This is a genomic window from Streptomyces colwelliae (assembly GCF_048158785.1).
In the GTDB taxonomy this organism is placed as follows: Bacteria; Actinomycetota; Actinomycetes; order Streptomycetales; family Streptomycetaceae; genus Streptomyces.
On sequence record NZ_JBLTJC010000230.1, the window covers coordinates 1 to 16,767 of the forward strand.

Consider the following 16,767-nt stretch of genomic DNA (forward strand, 5'->3'; position numbering starts at 1 on the left):
ATCATCGCCCGCGCGTGGAACGTCCTGGCGAAGGGCACCTTGGGCGTAGCCGCCTCGGTCCTCCTCGCCGCGACCACCGAACTCCGCGAACTCCTCCTGGGATTGCAGCGGTGGCCGCGGTCAGCTTGAAGTAGACCAGGACACCGTTGTTGACGTCCTTCCAGATGTACGCCGGGAAGGACGCGGCCTCGCCCCCGCCGCCGATCGTGACGTTGCCGGTCCACTTCGCCGCGCGGGTGTCGGAGGGATGCGCGTACGTCATCAGCCCGGCGTTCTTGAACTCCCCTGGCGTGCCGTCCCAGTTGCCGAGTCGCCATATGGCCGTAGCGGTGGACGGGTCACCCGTGATGCTCAGGGTGTGCAAGGACGTCGTACCGCCTGCGCTCACCGCCACCGACTGGCTGTGCACGGCGAGTTCGCCCTTGAAGACGGTCAGCGTGTACGTCCCCGGGAGCATCCCCTTGCAGGAGAACGCGCCGGTGCCGGCCGCGGCCTTCGCCCAGTACTGCGCGTCGGTGTTCGAAAAGGTCACTGTGTAGGGGTAGTTGGCGTCCATGCCCTTCAGGCCGACCCCCGCCACCTTGCCCCGGCCCGCCTTGCCGACCCAGCCGGTGATGCCTAGCGAGTCCGCCCAGGAGGTGTCGAGGTTCGCCGCGAAGAGGGAGGGGGACGGGGTGCCGCCGTCCGTGAAAGCGACCACGAACGGGCCCTGCAAGCCGAAGCGTTCGGGCTCCGTCTGGGCCTCGTTGTAGTGCAGGATCTCGTACAGCCCGGCCCCGCCCTCGTTCGAGTGGCGCAGCAGCGAGCGGTAGAACGGGCCGCCGGACGCCTTCTCGTGGTTGGAGCGCACCAGGTACAGGCCGACCGAGCCCGTCGTGAAGCCGACGTGGTCGTAGTCGATGGTCCGCTTGCCCGAGTAGTGCTTGGAGCGGGTCGTGCCGTCGGGATGCTTCCAGACGTCACCGGCCTCGATGATCGTGTCGGTGGTCGAATCCCACGCGTCCGAACCGGAGTTGGGGAACACCCCCGGCTTCACGCGCACGATGTACCGCGTCGCGGTGAAGGAGGCGTCCGCCTTGTTCGTCCACAGGTAGACGTTGTTCTCGCCGCTGCGGGCCGCGTACCACTGGGTGATCCCGCCGTGCGCGACCCTCACCAGGATCGTCGAGCCTGATTGCTTGATGGTGACCGTGGAGGCGCCCAGCCCGGACTCGACATGCGAGTGCATCCCGCCGTAGCCCTCGTACTCCTTGCCCTTGTAGGCCAGGGACGTGATGTCACCCGTCGACTTGGAGACCTTGACGATGAGTGAACTGCCCGTGCTGATCACGTAGTTGGAGCCGTCGTCGGTGTACCCGAAGGCGGCGGCGGAGGCGGACGAGAGGAGACCGGTACCGCCCGCGACGGCCGCGCCGGTGGCGGCGACACCGATCGCGGAGGCCCCGAGCACCCGCCTGCGGGTGAGGTGCTTCTTGTGCGTGCTCAAGCGACTTGCTCCGTGTGACTCCGTGCGAGAGGAACCTTGCGCCTCTTGGTCGTCACCGGCGGAGAAAGGGTTGCCGCCCGCCCGAAGATTTCTCTACGACCGCTCTCTGCGACCGTTTGCTACGACTTCTGCGCCGCGAAGTCGCCCTTCACGGCGAGCTGTTGGCCGCCTGCCGTGCCCGCCGCCGAGTAGCTGTCGTCCTTGGCGTCCCGGCCGCCGCGCTCATGGTTGTACTGCCCGGCGAAGACCCAGTTCCCGACCGCCACCGTACGGCCCTCCTTGAGCACCCAGGTGTAGACCAGGAACCCGTCCTGCTCCGTCACCGTCTGCGTGAAGTCCTGCTCGGGCAGCGAGCGCCAGGCGCCCGCGGAGCTGACCCCGTCGGTCAGCTTGACCTTCAACTGGACGGTGAGCGAGGTGAGTTGCTTGGTCGTCTTCAGGGTGACATCGCTCTGCGCCCAGAAGTCGTTGCTGCCCGGGTCGATCGAGCCGTCCGACCAGAGTGGGCCGTCTTCGGCTCCGGACGCGGGCGGCAGTACCGGCGCGGAGGGCGAGGAAGTCGCGGACTCGGTCGGTGAAGTGCTCGCCTTGGGAGAGTCGTGCGAGGCGTCCCCGGAACCCGAACTCGCGCTGGGGGCAACCGGTTTGACCGGGGTGCGGCTCGTCGCGTCCGGCGTCGGAGTGGGCGTCGGCGTCGGAGAGACGGACACCGTCTGCTCGGCGGGGGTGTTGTTCTTCACCGCGGACGCCACCGCGTAGCCGCCGATCGCGAGGACGCTCGCCACCGCGGCCGTGGCGCTGACGACGCGCACCCAGCCGAACACGGGCGGCCGGGTGGCCCGGTGGTCGGGGCGGGACTGCGCGGCCATGCCGCGTTCGAGCCGCGCCAGGATGCGGGCGCGGTCGGGCTCGTGTCCCTCGGCCGTCTCGTGCAGCCGGGCGATCAGCTCGTCGTCGTGCACGTCCTGGTGCCTCATCGGGTCCTCCCTCCACTCTCGCCGCCGCGTGCCATCGCCGCGTGCATCCGCAGCGGAGGGCTCTGCGGACCGAGCAACCGCTGCAACTCCGCCATGCCCTTCGACGTCTGGCTCTTAACCGTACCGACGGAAACACCGAGGGCGAGCGCGGTGTCCTTCTCCGACAGATCGAACGCGTGCCGCAGCACCACACAGGCCCGCTTGCGGAACGGCAGCCTGCGCAGGGCCTCTTGGACGTCGACCACGCCGGCCACGTCCGGGTTCTCGGTCTTCTCCTCGCGCTGCGACCAGAACAGGGCGACCCGCCGCCGCTCGCGCACCGCGCTGCGGATCCGGGTGCGGGCCAGATTGGCGACGACCCCACGGGCGTAGGCCGCGGGATGGTCGGCGGCGCGCACCCGGTCCCAGCGGTGCCAGAGCGCGAGCAGCGCGTCGGCCGCGAGATCGTCGGCGGCGTCCGCCTCACCCGTCAACAGGCGGGCGAGCCGGGACAGTTCGGCGTAGTGGCGTTCGAAGAATGCGTGGAACTCCTCGGAGGCGGCGTCGTCGACGACTGTGCCCACGGCGGACCTCTCCTCGCTGCGGTTTGTGTGTGTCATGTAGATGACACGTGTTTGTTCGGGGATGACCCCCGCGAGATCCGGAAGCGTAGCAGTGATCAACAGGCTGGTCTGGTACGGACTTTCGAACAGCATCTGACGAGCCGACCGCGTACTGGCGGGCCGACCTCGATTCCGTAACACGGGGAAAACCTGAAACAGGTTCAACGCGGGAACAATCCAGCCAGCATCCGCGCACCGATCTTTGAAGCCACGAGGAGTACCCGCATGTCCGAGTCACAGAAGGTGGCCGACCGGCCAAGTGCCGAACCACCGGCGACGAACGGTGTCGACCGGTTCTTCAAGATCTCCGAACGGGGATCCACCTTCGGCCGCGAGATACGCGGCGGCTTCGCCACGTTCTTCACGATGGCCTACATCCTCGTCCTGAACCCGATCATCCTGGGCAGCGCCAAGGACAAGTTCGGGCACACGCTCGACACCGGTCAACTGGTCACCGCCACCGCCCTGGTGGCCTGTGTGATGACGGTCATCATGGGCGTCGGCGGCAACCTGCCGCTCGCCATCGCGGCGGGCCTCGGCCTCAACGCCGTCGTCGCCTTCCAGCTGGCGCCGCTGATGAGCTGGCCCGACGCGATGGGCCTCGTCGTCATCGAGGGCGTCCTGATCTGCGTCCTGGTCCTCACCGGGCTGCGCGAAGCGATCATGAACGCGATCCCGCAACAGCTCAAGCAGGCCATCGGCGTCGGCATCGGTCTGTTCATCGCGTTCATCGGCTTCGTCGACGCGGGCTTCGTCAGCCGTATACCAGACGCCGCGCAGACCACGGTCCCCGTGCAACTCGGTGCCGTCGGCCATCTCGCCGGCTGGCCCGTCCTGGTCTTCTGTCTCGGTGTCCTGCTGACCATCGCGCTGGTCGCCCGCAAGGTGAAGGGCGCGATCCTGATCAGCATCGTCACGATGACCGTCCTCGCGATCATCATCAACTCCGTTGCCGACATCAAGAGTTGGGGTCTGATGACCCCCAAGGTGCCGGACAAGATCGTGTCCGCGCCCGACTTCGGACTCGTCGGTCACTTCAGCCTGTTCGGCGCGTTCGGCGAGACCAGCGCGATCACCGTGGTCCTGCTGATCTTCACGCTGATCCTGTCGGACTTCTTCGACGCGATGGGCACGATTGTCGGTATCAGCGCGGAGGCCGGTCTCCTGGACGAGGAGGGTCAGGTGCCGAACATCGGTCGCGTCCTGTTCATCGACGGGGCGGCCGCTGTCGCCGGCGGTATCGGGTCCGCGTCCTCCAACACCGCCTATATCGAGTCGGCTTCGGGGGTCGGGGAAGGGTCGCGTACCGGGTTCTCGAACCTGATCACCGGTGCGCTGTTCGGGCTCGCGCTGTTCCTTACGCCGTTGCTCACGATCGTGCCGTTGCAGGCCGCCGCGCCCGCGCTGATCGCCGTCGGGTTCCTGATGATGACCCACGTCAAGCACATCGACTGGGACAAGTACGAGATCGCGATACCGGCGTTCCTGACCATCGCCGCGATGCCGTTCACGTACTCGATCACCGATGGCATTGGTGCCGGGTTCATCTCTTACGTCGTGATCAAGGCGGTGCTCGGCAAGGCGAAGGAGGTCAACTGGCTGCTGTGGGGTGTGTCGGCGCTGTTCTTGGTGTACTTCGCCATCGACCCTGTGGAGCAGATTCTGGGTGTGAAGTAGGAGTAGGGGTCGCTGCGCGGTCGGCTTGCGGCCGTCTGTGGCTGGTCGCGCAGTTCCCCGCGCCCATAAAAGACAAAGGGTGTAGACCGCTACGAGTGACCTTTTGAGTGGTTTACGAACGTGTCCTGATGTGTCGTGATGTCCGGGTTTCTAACGTGTCCAATTGCTGGTCTTTACGCTCAGGTGAATGCCGCGATGTGGTCGGCGATGAAGGTGCGCAGCGAGCGCGGCGCGGCGCCGGTGATCGCTGCGACCTCGTCAGACAGCCATGCTGCGTTGCCCTCGGCGATCAGTCCGAAGGCCTGGGCGTTGGAGGTCGCGACTGTTTCGGGTAGGCCGGCTTGGACCATCGCCGCCCGGTGCTCGGCGGGAGTGGTCCGCCGGTATTCGATCTCGTAACCGACCGCGTCGGACAGTTCCTTGGCGACGTCGTTGTAGGTGATCAGGTCCGGGCCGGTCAGCCAGTAGGTTCGGCCAGCGTGCACCGTCGCCTCGGCGGCCACCGTTGCGGCGGTGGCGGCGACGTCGCGGGTATCGATCATGCCGACCTGGCCGCCGGCGGACATCACGAACCTGCCCAACTGTTTGATCATCGGAGCCAGGGCGAGGAGGTTTTGCATGTAGGCGTTGGCCCGCAGCAGCGTGTAGGAGAGTCCGGAGGTCTCCAGGTACGCCTCGATCCGCGCCTGGCCGCGGCGGCGCTCGACCGGGGAATCGTCCGACGCCTTGCTCGTGATCTTGATGATGTGGCGTACGCATTCGCGCACCGCACTGGCGATGACCGCAATCTCCTGGGCGGGAATGGCCGGGCTGACCAGGATGACGGTCTCGATGCCGCGCATGGCCGCGTCGAGCGTGTCCGGGCGTTCGAAGTCGCCGGTGACGATCTCGACGTCGGCCCTGGGCGCGCCGGCTGCGTCGCGTACCAGCGCCCTGGTGGGTTGGTGCTGCGCGCCGAGCAGCCGGGCTGCTTCGGAGCCGACGTTTCCGGACGCGCCGGTTATCAGAATCATGGTGCTCTCCCTCGCGAAAGGTCCGAGTGCGGAGACGCATCCGGCGTCGACGGCCAGGACGGTGCCGGTGATCGGTCGGACCTGCTCACCGGTGAGGTAGGCGATGACGTGGGCGACCTCGTCCGGCTCCTCCGCCCGACCCAGGGGCTGGCGGCCGCGAAAGTGTCGAGCATCTCGTCTCGCCCATGGACTTGATGACCTCGGTGCGGCTCGGCCTGAGCGCGACGGCGTTGATGCACACGCCGGCCGGACCGTGCTCGGCCTCCCATGACCGGGTCAGCGCCTCGATCGGTGTTTCTTAGGCCTGCATCAGTTACCTATTTGGCGTCAGTGACTACGGCGATCTGACGGATGAAGGTGTCTTCCACGGCGGAGTGGAGGAGGAAGTCGGCGACGTTTGCGCGAGAGGTGGAGGGGAAGATCGGCAATTTCGTGACGTCCGCGAGCGCGACGGCGTTGTAGCGGGTGCTGTGACCGTTGTTCAACGCTCCGGGGTATTCGAGGGTCCATTTCAGATCGCTGGCCCTCAAGAGCACTTCCGATGCGGCTTTGTCTGCGTAGGTTTTCCGAAGCACGGTTCGGAAAATGGGGCCGACGAGGAATGAGGCTTTGGCGAGGGAGTCGCCGACTCCGAACGCAGACAGGATGACGAAACGGTCAACGCCTGATGTTTTCGCGGATGCGATGACTGCGCGGACGGTGTCGGTGATCAGCGTTGGGGTCTCGCGGGCGTTCTTCACTCCGAGCGTGCTGATGATCGCGTCGTGGCCTCGGGCTGCCGTCGCGATCACGGTGGCGTCGGTGACGTCGCCGCTGACGATCTGAGCGCGCGGATCAACGCCGGCGCCGGCCCGCCGAACGAGGGCAGTGACCTGGTGCCCCTGGTCGAGTGCCTTCTTCATGAAGAGGACGCCGGTGCGCCCGGTCGCTCCAAGGACTAGAAACTTCACGATACTTCGCTCTCTATAAGGATGAATGGGCGTGCCGGTGCTGCGGCGAATCGGCAAGGGCCCGATTCCCGCCCATGCTCTGTCGGCCCCTCAGGTCTCTGCCGGTGGCGGCGCCCCGTGCAGCAACGGCCCAGCTCGTCTGGGCACGTGCACCGCGGCAATCAGCCGCCCATCACCGGAACATCGTCAGGATCATCTACTAATCTAGTCAATGAAACTGACTATGTCAAAAACGGAGTCGAGACCTGTTGGTGCCCGCCGGCTCCGGCGGTCCGGAGGCCGGAGGGAATCGGTGCGGACTGCTCGGTGCGGCCCGATCTACCGCGCGTAGGGGTCGGTGATCTCGCGGAGTTGATCGAGGATCTGCTGCAGCAGCGTGAAGTTGCGGGTGCCCAGGTAGGTCTTCCACTCGGAGAGGATCTCGTCGAGTGTCGCCTTGGCCACCTCGACCGCCCGCCGGCCGCGCGGCTCCATCACGATCAGCCGGGCGCGGCCATCCGCGGGGTCGGGGATCCGGCGGACGTAGCCCAGGCGTTCCAGCTGATCGACCATCACGCTGGCGCTCTGCTTGGTCATTTGTGCCTGGTCAGCGAGGTCTGTGAGGCGCGAGCCCTCCGGGGCGACGCGCTGGAACACCCGGCACTGGGCGAGGGTCCAGTCGTCGAACCCGGCATCCTGCAGGGCCCGGAACATCCGGTCCTCGGTGTAGCGGTACGGGATGAACAATGACGTCCCCAGATCAACCCGCTGCTCGTCGTCCATGCCGCTCCCAGCTCCATCGCCCGCCTGATCCGGCGAGGTTCACACCTTACGTCGCCGCCGATTCGGCCGCGGCGGCGGCGCGTGCCGCTGCGCTGCGCCCGCTGCGTTCCGTATGCGCCACCCCGCCTCGGCGACCTCGTACCTGCCACTGTTGCCATCGGTTCGGATGTATGTCTACAGTAGTAACGAAAGCTGACTAGTTTGGATGGCGGCAGTCGATCTGGTGCTCACAGACGCCAGACGAGGGTCGGCTGGCCCACCCCATCATCGCGGTGCGGTTGCCCGTCCCACGGGAGCTGCGCCCTCTCCCAACTCACCCCGAAACCCAATCTCAAACAAAGGACCAGAACTCATGATTTTGATTACCGGAGCCACCGGCACTGTCGGTTCGGAAGTCATCACAGCGCTCCTCCCCACCCAGGCAGGTCACATGAGGGTTCTCACCCGCAATCCTGGAGCGGTTTTCCCCGACGGCGCCCAGAAAGTCGTGGCCGATCTCGGTGACAGCGATCTGGCACCCGTGCTGGACGGTGTACACGCGGTGTTCTTGCTAACCGACGGGCTCCACATCGCCGCACACGATCACCGGCTCATAGCCGCGGCGCAGCGAGCGGGCGTGGAGCGGATCGTCAAGCTGTCCGTGCGCAACGTCGGACACGACGCCACCGACCCGATCACCACCTTGCACCGGGCCGGCGAGGAAGCGATCCGCGACAGCGGCATCGGGTGGACGTTCCTGCGGCCCACCGCGTTCATGTCCAACGCGCTCAACTGGGCGGGAATGATCGCGGCCGATCAGGTCGTGTACGCCCCGTTCGCCGTTGGCCGGGCCGCTGTCGTCGACCCGGCGGACATCGCCGCGGTCGCCGCGGCCTGCCTCACCCAAGACGGCCACCATCACCGCGTCTACGAGCTCACCGGCCCCCAACCGCTCAGCCCCTCCGACCAGGTCGCAATCCTCAGCCAGGTGCTGGGCCGCGACCTGCGCTACGCCGAGGCCGACCCGGCCGGCACGCTCGCGCAGATGGTGTCCTACGGCATGCCCAAGGAGTACGCGCACGCTGTCATCGAGCTCTTCCGCTCCACCGTGGAACCGTATAACTCCGAGCCGACAGGTGACATCACCGCAGTCACCGGCCGCCCGGCACGCAGCTTCACCGACTGGGCCCAGGCCCACCGCACCGAGTTCCCCGCTCCCGAAGCCGTCCAGAACGCCGCAACCATCGGGGAGTCACGGTGAAGACCTCCGGCCCCGGGGTCGACACCCACGAGATGGTTCTGATCCACCGTGTCATCCGGCGCGAGTTCGGCCAACTCCCCCGACTGTTTCGCTCCGCGGCCAACGACCGTGCACGATCAAAGATCATCGGCGCGCACGCCCGGGAGATGCTGGACTTCCTGCACACGCACCACACCGGCGAGGACGAACTGCTCTTTCCCTTGCTGCGCAAGCGCACCACGCTCGACCCGGATCTGATGGACCGGATGGACGCACAGCACGCGCAGGTCGACGACACCGTCACAGCCGTCAACGCGGAACTGCCGGAGTGGACGGCGACCGCCGACGCAGCCACCGGCGAGAAGATGGCCGCCCGCATCGAAGCCACGATGCCGACACTGATCGATCACCTGGCCGAGGAGGAGCAGAACCTGCTCCCGGTCGTATCGGTCACCCTGACGCAAAGCGAATGGGACGCACTCGGCAAGCACGGCATGAGCGCGATCCCGCTCACCCGGCGACTGGTCATCCTCGGCCACATCACCGAGGAAGCCGACGACGCGGAACGCCAGAGGTTCATGCAGGTCATACCCGCCCCAGCCCGTTTGGCCTACAAGCTGATCGGCCACCGCCAGTTCACCCGCGAAACCACCGCGCTCCGCGGCTGACCCACCTCGCGACCCGGCGCCACAGCCCAAACCCATCGTTTCTCCAGCCAGAGGTGCGACCGCCATGACCCTCACGATGTCACCCACCTTCGTCCTCGTCCCCGGAGCCTGGCAGGGAGGCTGGGCCTGGCAGCCGGTCGCCCGGCGGCTGCGTGAGGTCGGCCATGCGGCCGTTACGGTCACCCTGCCCGGCCTCGCCGACGGCGACGATCGCGCCGGACTCCGGCTCTCGGATGCGATCGATCACGTCGTGGCCGAGGTCGAGCGGCGCGACCTCACTGAGGTCGTCCTGGTCGGCCAGAGCTGGGGCGGCTACGTGATCACAGGCGCCGCGAATGCACTGATCGGCCGCCTGGCCAAGGTGATCTACTACAACGCCGTCGTTCCGGCCCGCGGCACGGCGATGGTGGACGAGAACGCCGAGTACGCGGCACTGACCCGGGCCGCGATCGCGGCCAGCCCGGACGGCACCATCGGCCTGGTCCGCGAGCAGGTTCCGATGCTCATGCCGGAGGCCGACGAGCAGACCAGAGACCTGTTCTTCGAACTGCTCGTGCCGCAGCCCGGCGGCTACTTTCTCGACCCGCTCGACGTCGACGACGTCACTGCCCTGGGCGTGCCGGCCGGATACATCCTCAGCGAGGACGACCGGGCCCTGGCCCGGCCGGGTGCCGAGTTGGCCTCCCGTATCGGTCTGACCCCGGTGCTGGTATCGGGCGGTCATGAATCGATGCTCACCCGCCCAGACGAGGTGGCCAAGGCACTACTCACCAGCGCACTTTCCTAGTCGATATGCGATTCGCAGCGCCAGCTCCGCAAATGAAGATGGGTGTGGGCCGTGCTGTGTGACCGGTCTGGTTAGGCTGCGAGGGCGAGTTCTTCCTGGTAGCGGGCTTGATGGATGCGCTGGTGTTCCCTGCGGAGATGCCAGGCGAAGTAGGCTTCGAAGTCGCCGTTGGTGATCAGGGCCCGGAGCTTCAGCACGGCCTCGGCGCCTTTCAGGGACCAGCGGGCCCCGGTGATGTCGAGGCGGTCTTTGACCAGGTGGCGGCAGGCGCCTTCGATGATGCCGGTGGCGATCGGCCAGCCTTTGGCCAGGGCGGTGTCGTAGCGCAGCCAGGGCCGTTTGTTCTCCAGGTAGGTGCAGGTCTTCTCGACGGTGGCGAGTTTGTCGTCGGGCAGGGCGGCGGTCTTGGCGGCGTGGCGCAGGTCGGTCACGCATCGCGCGGAGCTCCCGGCCAGGATGGTGCGGGCGTGGCGGGCGACGAACGCCTCGATGTCTGGTCCGGCCTTGTTGTGGAAGCACCAGGCGGCCTTCCACAAGTATTCGAGGACGTGGATCAGGTCGCAGACGATGTGGATGTCGACGCCGCGAACGAGGGCTTCGGCTTGGATCTGCGCGATCTGCGCGATCTGCGGTTCGGCGCCGTCGACGAGCACCACCCAGTCTCGCTCGTAGTCGGGGTCGCGGTCCTCGGCCTGGTCGAACGCGGCCGACACGACGTCGGCGATGGTGTCGGCCACGGATCCGGTGAGCCACTTGTTCCGGGCCTTGGGGCCGTCGGCGCGTTCGGTGTGCGGGTCGGGCTCGGCGTCGGGGTCGGGGTCGGTGATGACATCGTCAACGGTGCGTGGCGCGGCCGGTGAATCCCAGACCGCGCCGAGCACCGCCATACGCTTGCGGCCGTTCTTCTCCCCGGCGGCCAGCCGGGTCTTCATCGCGTTGCCGCCGGCGTCCTGCTTGGCCTCGGCCATCTTCCTGGTCTGCTCGCGCAGGTCTTTGGGACGCATCACGATTCCCTTGCCGTCGAAGGACAACGCCAGCGGGACCTTCGCATCGGCGGCGGCCGGGGCGGTGCGCCGGTAGTAGGCGTCGATGTCGGCCGCGGCGGCGACCACCAGCTGCTCCAGGTTCGCCTTGCCGATCCCGACCCCGCAGCGGCGGGCGATCGCGGCCCGGGCGTCGTCGAACGAGCCGCGCACCGCCTCGACCGCGGCCTGCTTGCGGATCCCGTGGCTGGCCCGCCCGGTCGGCAGGTTCAAATCGGCGTCCAGCGGGTGCAGGTTTGCACAACCCAAGGCCCGGTAGGCGATCCGCGTGACCGTCACCGTGCCGAACACTGTGGTCAGCAGCCGCTCATGCCCTGGTTCCACCCGGCGGTGGGGCACATTCTCGGCGTCGACGACTTCCTTGCGCTGCGGCTCGCGTATGGATCGCAGGTCCAAGTGGTCCTGCAGCATCTGTCGCATCACCTCCAGCCCACGTGTGGAGATCATGTCCTCCAGCTGGTGATGGGTCAGTGCATCGGCCACAGGGTCCGCCAGGTCCCCGATCAGCGCTCACACCAAGCCCGCCGAGGCGGCGAACCCTGACAGGCCAGCCTCCAAGTCCGCGACCTGCGGCTCCTGCGGGCCGCGGCCGACGCCGGCCGCTCTCACCGGGCCGCGCCCGCGGCCGGGGCGAACAGCCCGTCCTCGACCCGCACCAGCACCCCGTCATCGGCCAGACGCCGTAGCTTGGCACGCACTGACTCCGTGGCGTTCTTCCCCTCCGGCAAGCCCAGCCCCTGACACACTTGCTTGACCCGCAACGGCCGTCCGGCCCCGGCGAAGACCTCGCGGATCCGCGCGTACACCGCCTCGTCCCGGACCGCCCCACGCACCCCGGGCCGCGGCCCGCCTCCGGACACCGCCGGACCGACGACCGCATCGACGCCGTCAGCCACCGCAACCAGCTGTTGCCCGGCAACAGCCAGACCCGCCACCGTCCGCCGCGCGATCACCAGGTCCGACAGTAGGCACCGGGCCTCGTCCAGCCGGTCCGCCGCCGCCAACGCCTCGACCCGCAGCTCCTCCACCAGCACCAGCGCCGGCGCCTGACGCTCCTCCAACCGTTCCAGCACCGATTCCACACCGGCCTCCCCAACGCGCCCCACCCCGGCCGCCGCTGGCGGCCCCGACACCGGACACGTTAGAAACCCGGACATCACAACACATCAGGACACGGTCGTAAACCACTCAAAAGGTCACTCGTAGCGGTCTACACCCAAAGACAAAGACAAGGGCGTCATTGCAACGCCGCTTTCATCATTGCCTTGGCCACCGGGGCCGCCAAGCCGTTGCCGCTGATCTCCGACCTTGCCGCGTCCGACTGTTCCACCAGTACCGCCACCGCGACCTGCTTGCTCGTCGAGTCGGACTTGCCGTACGCGGTGAACCAGGCGTACGGCGACTGGTCGTTGTTCTCGCCGTGCTGGGCCGTGCCCGTCTTGCCGCCCACGGTGACGCCCGCGATCTCGGCGTTCGTGCCGGTGCCGTCCGTGATGACCGTCTGCATCGCCGACTGGAGTTGCTGGGCGGTGTCCGAGCTGACGATCTGCTTCGTCGTCGTGCTGTCGTCGTAGTTGTGGACCACGTCTCCGCCGCTGTCGGTGGTCTCCGACACCATGTGCGGGGTGACCAGCTTGCCGTCGTTGGCTATGGCTGCCGACACCATGGCCATCTGGAGCGGGGTGGCAGTCACGTCGTACTGGCCGATGCCGGTCAGGGCCGTGGACGACTTGTTCATGTCGGACGGGTACACGCTGGCGTACGCCCGCACCGGGATGTCCAGCTTGTCGTCGTTGAAGCCGAACTTCTCGGCCATCGCCTTGACCTTGTCCTGGCCCAGGTCGACGGCCATCTTCGCGAACACGGTGTTGCACGAGTACTGGAGCGCGACCCGGATCGACGCGTTCGTGCAGGGCGCGGAGGAACTCTCGTTCTTCAGCGGCGTGACCGTGCCCGGCAGGGTGTACGGCGAGGGGCTCGTCGTCTTCTCGTCCACCGAGGAGTACAGCCCGTCCTCCAGCGCGGCCGCCGCCACGACCAGCTTGAACGTCGACCCCGGCGGCAGCGGCTGGCGCAGCGCCCGGTTGGTCAACGGCTTGTCGGAGTCCGCGGTGAGCTGCTTCCACGCCGACGCGGCGGTGTCGGCGTCGGTCAGCGCCGAGGGGTCGTAGGACGGGGTCGAGACGACGGCGAGGATCTTGCCGGTCGTCGGGTCGATCGCGACGGCGGCACCCTTCTTGTCGCCGAGCGCGTCGTACGCCGCCTTCTGCACATCCGGGTCGATCGTCGTGACCACGTTGCCCGGGGCGGCCCGCTCGCCGGTGACCGTGTCCATCGCCGTCTTCAGGCTGCTGTACGTGCCGTCGAGGAGATCGGCGTAGATCCCCTCCAACTGCGTCGGCGCATAGCTCTGCGAGGCGTAGCCCGTCACGGCCGCGTAGAGCTTGCCGTCCGTGTACGTGCGTTTGTACGCGAGGTCGCTGTCGCTCCCCGTCCGCGCCGAGCCGGTGATCGAGTTCCCGGCCACGATGATGTTCCCGAGCGGGTCCGCGTACGTCTCGATCGCGTTGCGCCGGTTGTCCTTGTCGTCCGCGAGTGCCTGGCCGTCGTAGAACTGCACCCAGGTCGCCCGCACCAGGAGGGCGAGAACGAGGAGCAGTACGAAGACGGAGGTGCGCCTGATCGTCTTGTTCATCCCGCTCTGAAGACGACCGGCCGGGAACGAATCGTTCCCTTACATCGCTTTTCTCATCGACTGCTCATGAACCCGCTCGCTCATCGAGTGTTCATGAGTCCAGCGTCAGGACCAGCTCGTCGATCTCCTCGCCCCGCGCGTTCGCGAACCCCCGGTCGTGCCCGGTGACGCGGAACCCGCACTTCTCCAGCACGCGCCGCGAGCCCGCGTTGTCGGCCGCCACGCGCGCGTACACCGGGCGTTCGGGCGCCTCGGCCAGGAGGTCGCGCAGTGCGGCCGTCGCGATGCCCTTGCCCCAGTAGGCGCGGTCGATCCAGTACGTCACCTCGCGCTCGTCCGGCTCCCCGTAGACCGCCACGCTGCCCACGACGTCGCCGTCGGCGAGGACCGTGCGGTTCAGCACGCCGGGCAGGGCGCGGATGCGCTTCCAGTGGGCGTCGAAGGCGTCCCGGTCGGTCGGGTCTTTCGCGGTGAAGGCGGCCATCCGGACGGACTCGGGGTCGTTCATCTGCCGGAAGAAGACCGGCAGATCGCTGTCGTGGACCGGGCGGAGCGCGACGTCCATGAGTCAGAGCCTCCGGGTGGCGAGGGTCAGTCGGTCGCGGGCGTCGAACAGGGCGTCCTTGACCATCTGTTCGTGCGCGGGGGTGAGCCGGGCCACCGGCACCGAGCAGCTGATCGCGTCCCGCGCGGGGGTGCGGTAGGGGATCGCGACGCCGAAGCAGCGCAGGCCCAGCGTGTTCTCCTCGCGGTCCACGGCGAAGCCCTGGTCCCGCACCTGGTGGAGTTCCTCGATGAGCTTCTCGCGGTCGGTGATCGTGTGCTCGGTGAGCGCGGGCAGGGTCTCCGGGAGCATCTTGCGGACCTGCTCGTCGGAGTACGTACTCAGCAACGCCTTGCCCAGCGAGGTCGAGTGGGCGGGGAGCCGGCGGCCGACGCGGGTGAAGGGCCGTAGATAGTGCTGCGACTGGCGGGTGGCCAGGTAGACCACGTTCGTACCGTCGAGGCGCGCGAGGTGGATGGTCTCCGTGGTGTCGTCGGAGAGCCGGTCCAGGGTCGGGCGGGCCGCCGCTACGACCTCGTCGCCGTCGATGTACGACGTGCCGACGAGCAGCGCCCGTACGCCGATGCCGTACCGCGTGCCGGTCGCGTCCGTCTCCACCCAGCCCAGCTCCACCAGTGTGCGCAGCAGCATGTACAGACTGGACTTCGGATATCCGACGGCCTCCTGGACCGCCGCGAGGGAGTGCATACCGGGCCGGCCGGCGAAGTATTCGAGCAGCTCCACCGTCCGCACCGCGGACTTGACCTGTGCCCCGCCGCCTGTCTCGCCTGCCGACATCGCCCTTGACCCCTTCGTTCGACGGGAAATAGTCTCCGAGAGCATATTCATCATCAGAGACAGCGTTCAGCATATCGAACGACCCTGGTGAATGACCCAGAACTGCGGCATTACATGTGTGGAGGGACCCGCGGTGGCAGCAGCACCAGTCTGGAGTGTCGACCCCCGAACCGGGAAGCAGCGTGAACAGGTTGCGGTGGAGGCCACAGCCCAGGAGGTGGACACCGCCGTCCGCGCCGCGCACGCCGCGCGCGGTTCGCTCGCCGACCGTACGGTCCGCGCGGCCTTCCTGCGCGGCGCCGCCGACCAGCTCGAAGCGGCCAAGAACCAGTTGGTCGAGGTCGCCGACGCGGAGACCGCGCTCGGCCCGGTCCGGCTGAACGGCGAACTGGCGCGCACCTGCTACCAGTTGAGGGCCTTCGCGGACATCGTCGACGAGGGCGCCTTCCTCGACGTGGTCATCAACCACCCCGACGACACCGCGACCCCGCCGATCCCGGACCTGCGCCGTTACAAGGTGCCGCTGGGCGTCGTCGCCGTCTACTCGGCCTCCAACTTCCCCTTCGCCTTCTCCGTCCCCGGCGGCGACACCGCGAGCGCGCTCGCCGCCGGCTGCCCGGTCGTCGTCAAAGCCCACCCCGACCACCCCGGTCTGTCCGAGCTGGTCGCGAGCGTGCTGCGCCGGGCCGCCGCCGAGCAGGGCATCCCGGCCGGCGTCCTCGGCCTGGTGCACGGCTTCGAGGCGGGCGTCGAACTCGTCAAACACCCGCTGGTCTCGGCTGCCGGCTTCACCGGTTCCGTACGCGGCGGTCGTGCGTTGTTCGACGCGGCGGCCGCGCGACCGGTCCCGATCCCCTTCCACGGTGAACTGGGCTCCCTGAACCCCGTCGTGATCACCGAGGCCGCGGCGGCCGAGCGCGCCGAGGCGATCGGCGCCGGCCTCGCGGGCTCCATGACCCTGGGCGTCGGCCAGTTCTGTGTGAAGCCGGGCCTTGTGCTCGTCCCGTCCGGCTCCGCCGGGGACGGCCTGGTCAAGTCCCTCACCGACGCCGTCAGCGACACGGACTCCGGGGTGCTGCTGGACCACCGGATGCGCGACAACTTCCTCGCGGGCGTCACCGAGCGGGCTCAACTCCCCGACGTGGACTCGCCGGTGACTCCGGGTGCGGGCAGTGAGCACACGGTGAGCCCTGGTGGGGCCGTGGAGCACGGGGTAGCCCCATTCGTCCAGGCCGACCAGTTCGGGCAGCAGTTCGGCACAGAGTCCGTGTCCGTCGCAGGCGGCGAAATTGGCGGCCAGTACGTGGGCCTGGGCTTCGGCTCGGGCGCGGGTAATCGCCATTCCTCCTCCTTAGGCCGGCAGTCGGGTAGGGCAGCATCTGCTCAGCCATCGCCTGCTCGTGAGGGGTCGTCATGCGTTCCACCCGCCGTGCCGCATCATCTGTCCTGCTCACCTGCCTGGTTCTTGGGGCTGGTCGCGCAGTTCCCGGCCGAACGATCTGTGCGGCCGACGACGCCTGAGTCAGTCCTCATAGTCCTTATAGGC

At 67.8% G+C, this 16,767-nt stretch carries 15 protein-coding genes and 2 pseudogenes; 5 read left to right on the forward strand and 12 right to left on the reverse strand.

Translation table 11 applies throughout. From position 1 onward, the window contains the following. Nucleotides 1-103: 103 nt before the first annotated feature. The 3 genes and pseudogenes from ACNFOC_RS35370 to ACNFOC_RS35380 all read right to left on the reverse strand — a co-directional run. Nucleotides 104-1,486 (reverse strand): annotated as a pseudogene (locus ACNFOC_RS35370) (rhamnogalacturonan lyase B N-terminal domain-containing protein); the annotation flags it as partial. 119 nt (nucleotides 1,487-1,605) lie between these two features. Continuing rightward, on the reverse strand, nucleotides 1,606-2,463 hold the full coding sequence (locus ACNFOC_RS35375) for a hypothetical protein (protein WP_416963136.1): 858 nt from the start codon (nucleotides 2,461-2,463) through the stop codon (nucleotides 1,606-1,608). Continuing rightward, entirely contained in the window at nucleotides 2,460-3,026 is a 567-nt protein-coding gene (locus ACNFOC_RS35380) for a SigE family RNA polymerase sigma factor (protein WP_416963137.1), read from the reverse strand. The genes ACNFOC_RS35375 and ACNFOC_RS35380 overlap by 4 nt, the downstream gene beginning before the upstream one ends. A 264-nt stretch (nucleotides 3,027-3,290) precedes the next feature. Between ACNFOC_RS35380 and ACNFOC_RS35385 the strand changes: the two genes are divergently transcribed. Continuing rightward, entirely contained in the window at nucleotides 3,291-4,742 is a 1,452-nt protein-coding gene (locus tag ACNFOC_RS35385; RefSeq protein ID WP_416963138.1) for an NCS2 family permease, read from the forward strand. 179 nt (nucleotides 4,743-4,921) lie between these two features. Here the strand turns inward: ACNFOC_RS35385 and ACNFOC_RS35390 are convergent, their stop codons facing one another. The 4 genes and pseudogenes from ACNFOC_RS35390 to ACNFOC_RS35405 form a co-directional block, all read right to left on the reverse strand. After that, nucleotides 4,922-5,755 (reverse strand): NmrA family NAD(P)-binding protein, encoded by an 834-nt coding sequence (locus ACNFOC_RS35390; RefSeq protein WP_416963139.1) that lies wholly within the window; start codon nucleotides 5,753-5,755, stop codon nucleotides 4,922-4,924. A 51-nt stretch (nucleotides 5,756-5,806) separates the two neighbouring features. Next, nucleotides 5,807-5,914: pseudogene (locus ACNFOC_RS35395) on the reverse strand (short-chain dehydrogenase); the annotation flags it as partial. Nucleotides 5,915-6,072: 158 nt separating this feature from the next. Further along, nucleotides 6,073-6,705, reverse strand: coding sequence for an NAD(P)-dependent oxidoreductase (locus ACNFOC_RS35400; RefSeq protein WP_416963140.1), 633 nt, complete (start codon nucleotides 6,703-6,705; stop codon nucleotides 6,073-6,075). A 318-nt stretch (nucleotides 6,706-7,023) separates the two neighbouring features. Next, the gene (locus ACNFOC_RS35405) at nucleotides 7,024-7,467 is read right to left on the reverse strand and encodes a MarR family winged helix-turn-helix transcriptional regulator (RefSeq protein ID WP_416963141.1); all 444 of its coding nucleotides are present in this window, start codon (nucleotides 7,465-7,467) and stop codon (nucleotides 7,024-7,026) included. Nucleotides 7,468-7,819: 352 nt separating this feature from the next. On the opposite strand from ACNFOC_RS35405, the gene ACNFOC_RS35410 reads away from it, so the two are divergent. The 3 genes from ACNFOC_RS35410 to ACNFOC_RS35420 all read left to right on the forward strand — a co-directional run bounded on the left by ACNFOC_RS35410 (nucleotide 7,820) and on the right by ACNFOC_RS35420 (nucleotide 10,141). Beyond that, nucleotides 7,820-8,707, forward strand: a complete 888-nt coding sequence (locus ACNFOC_RS35410; protein WP_416963142.1) for an NmrA family NAD(P)-binding protein — start codon at nucleotides 7,820-7,822, stop codon at nucleotides 8,705-8,707. Next, on the forward strand, nucleotides 8,704-9,354 hold the full coding sequence (locus ACNFOC_RS35415; protein ID WP_416963143.1) for a hemerythrin domain-containing protein: 651 nt from the start codon (nucleotides 8,704-8,706) through the stop codon (nucleotides 9,352-9,354). The genes ACNFOC_RS35410 and ACNFOC_RS35415 overlap by 4 nt, the downstream gene beginning before the upstream one ends. 64 nt (nucleotides 9,355-9,418) lie before the next feature. Next, a complete protein-coding gene (locus ACNFOC_RS35420; protein WP_416963144.1) occupies nucleotides 9,419-10,141 on the forward strand; it encodes an alpha/beta fold hydrolase in 723 nt (240 codons plus the stop codon). A gap of 71 nt (nucleotides 10,142-10,212) precedes the next feature. Here the strand turns inward: ACNFOC_RS35420 and ACNFOC_RS35425 are convergent, their stop codons facing one another. The 5 genes from ACNFOC_RS35425 to ACNFOC_RS35445 all read right to left on the reverse strand — a co-directional run bounded on the left by ACNFOC_RS35425 (nucleotide 10,213) and on the right by ACNFOC_RS35445 (nucleotide 15,221). After that, nucleotides 10,213-11,691 carry an ISKra4 family transposase gene (locus ACNFOC_RS35425; protein WP_416963149.1) on the reverse strand — a complete coding sequence of 493 codons (1,479 nt, stop codon included), beginning with the start codon at nucleotides 11,689-11,691 and terminating at the stop codon, nucleotides 10,213-10,215. Nucleotides 11,692-11,789: 98 nt separating this feature from the next. Further along, the gene (locus tag ACNFOC_RS35430) at nucleotides 11,790-12,266 is read right to left on the reverse strand and encodes a hypothetical protein (RefSeq protein ID WP_416963145.1); all 477 of its coding nucleotides are present in this window, start codon (nucleotides 12,264-12,266) and stop codon (nucleotides 11,790-11,792) included. Between the two features lie 155 nt (nucleotides 12,267-12,421). Beyond that, entirely contained in the window at nucleotides 12,422-13,879 is a 1,458-nt protein-coding gene (locus tag ACNFOC_RS35435; protein WP_416963146.1) for a peptidoglycan D,D-transpeptidase FtsI family protein, read from the reverse strand. Nucleotides 13,880-13,970: 91 nt separating this feature from the next. Further along, nucleotides 13,971-14,444 (reverse strand): GNAT family N-acetyltransferase, encoded by a 474-nt coding sequence (locus tag ACNFOC_RS35440; RefSeq protein WP_416963147.1) that lies wholly within the window; start codon nucleotides 14,442-14,444, stop codon nucleotides 13,971-13,973. A 3-nt stretch (nucleotides 14,445-14,447) separates the two neighbouring features. Continuing rightward, entirely contained in the window at nucleotides 14,448-15,221 is a 774-nt protein-coding gene (locus ACNFOC_RS35445; protein ID WP_019060609.1) for an IclR family transcriptional regulator, read from the reverse strand. A 133-nt stretch (nucleotides 15,222-15,354) separates the two neighbouring features. Between ACNFOC_RS35445 and ACNFOC_RS35450 the strand changes: the two genes are divergently transcribed. After that, nucleotides 15,355-16,767: aldehyde dehydrogenase family protein (locus ACNFOC_RS35450; protein ID WP_416963148.1), on the forward strand; the 1,413-nt coding region annotated here is incomplete at its 3' end.

Coding starts and splice junctions, on each gene's coding strand:
- ACNFOC_RS35375 (WP_416963136.1), bottom strand. CDS start 2,463: ATGAGGCACCAGGACGTGCACGACGACGAGCTGATCGCCCGGCTGCAC.
- ACNFOC_RS35385 (WP_416963138.1), top strand. CDS start 3,291: ATGTCCGAGTCACAGAAGGTGGCCGACCGGCCAAGTGCCGAACCACCG.
- ACNFOC_RS35390 (WP_416963139.1), bottom strand. CDS start 5,755: ATGATTCTGATAACCGGCGCGTCCGGAAACGTCGGCTCCGAAGCAGCC.
- ACNFOC_RS35405 (WP_416963141.1), bottom strand. CDS start 7,467: ATGGACGACGAGCAGCGGGTTGATCTGGGGACGTCATTGTTCATCCCG.
- ACNFOC_RS35410 (WP_416963142.1), top strand. CDS start 7,820: ATGATTTTGATTACCGGAGCCACCGGCACTGTCGGTTCGGAAGTCATC.
- ACNFOC_RS35420 (WP_416963144.1), top strand. CDS start 9,419: ATGACCCTCACGATGTCACCCACCTTCGTCCTCGTCCCCGGAGCCTGG.
- ACNFOC_RS35435 (WP_416963146.1), bottom strand. CDS start 13,879: ATGAACAAGACGATCAGGCGCACCTCCGTCTTCGTACTGCTCCTCGTT.
- ACNFOC_RS35440 (WP_416963147.1), bottom strand. CDS start 14,444: ATGGACGTCGCGCTCCGCCCGGTCCACGACAGCGATCTGCCGGTCTTC.
- ACNFOC_RS35445 (WP_019060609.1), bottom strand. CDS start 15,221: ATGTCGGCAGGCGAGACAGGCGGCGGGGCACAGGTCAAGTCCGCGGTG.